At 58.1% G+C, this 856-nt stretch carries 1 pseudogene; it reads left to right on the top strand.

Annotated elements, in window-relative coordinates:
* A pseudogene (locus HNH97_RS16700) lies at nucleotides 1-766 on the top strand (replication initiator protein A); the annotation flags it as partial.
* Nucleotides 767-856: the final 90 nt, after the last annotated feature.

Raw genomic sequence — 856 nt, 5'->3', positions numbered from 1 at the left:
ACTGGCGGAAACCTGGCTGCGGCATCGTGATCTGACCCACCTGCCAGACCTGTCATCCCTGCGTTTGCACCCGAATTGCTACTACCGGGCTGATGCCGACATTCCGACCCAGACCTGGCCCGCCATGATCGCCGCCGTGACCGACCTTGATGACCGCGTTACCGGCGTCCATCGCACCTGGCTGGCGCGGGATGGAAAGGGCAAGGCACCCGTCGCCATGCCCCGCCGGGCGATGGGCGACCTGCTTGGCAATGCCGTATCCCGTGACGATGGCGTGGCCCTGACGCTGCCGGACTGGCTGATGGAAGCCGCCTGCGATCGCTCGCGCGTGCTGAGCGTTGATCCCGCCTATTTCTGCCTTCGTGGCGGTCTGGAGCGGTGGCTTTACCGTCTGGCGCGCCGACATGCCGGACGACAGAAGGAGGGATGGCGCTTCGATCTGGCGGAACTGCACGCACGCTCAGGCAGCCTGACCCGTCGTCGCGATTTCATCGCGAAAATCCGCACCATTGTCGTCAGCCAGATCATCCCCGGTTATGCGTTTCGCGTCATTTCTGGCGGAAAATTGGGGATTTTATGCGCTGTTCCAACGAGTCAATTCACCGAGGGTGTGGATAACGATGTGAAACATGTCGTTGGATCAACGGCGCATCATATCGTGGGAGCGGCGGCCGATTTATCGTGGGATCATTGGCGAAAACCGGCACAACGTATTGTTTTCAAAAGCGGAATCAGTTCCGTAACTTATATAACTAATATAATAACTTAGGGGCTGGCATAGGTAAGGATTGTTTGGAACGGTTCACGCAGGCAGTTTAGCCCATTGAGTGAGGATTTTCAGGAGTTTTGCAGGCGA

Origin of the sequence: Gluconacetobacter entanii (genome assembly GCF_013155425.1) — a bacterium.
Lineage (GTDB): Bacteria > Pseudomonadota > Alphaproteobacteria > Acetobacterales > Acetobacteraceae > Novacetimonas > Novacetimonas entanii.
The sequence above is the reverse complement of the archived record's forward strand: the minus strand, read 5'-3'. Positions and strand labels throughout refer to the sequence as shown.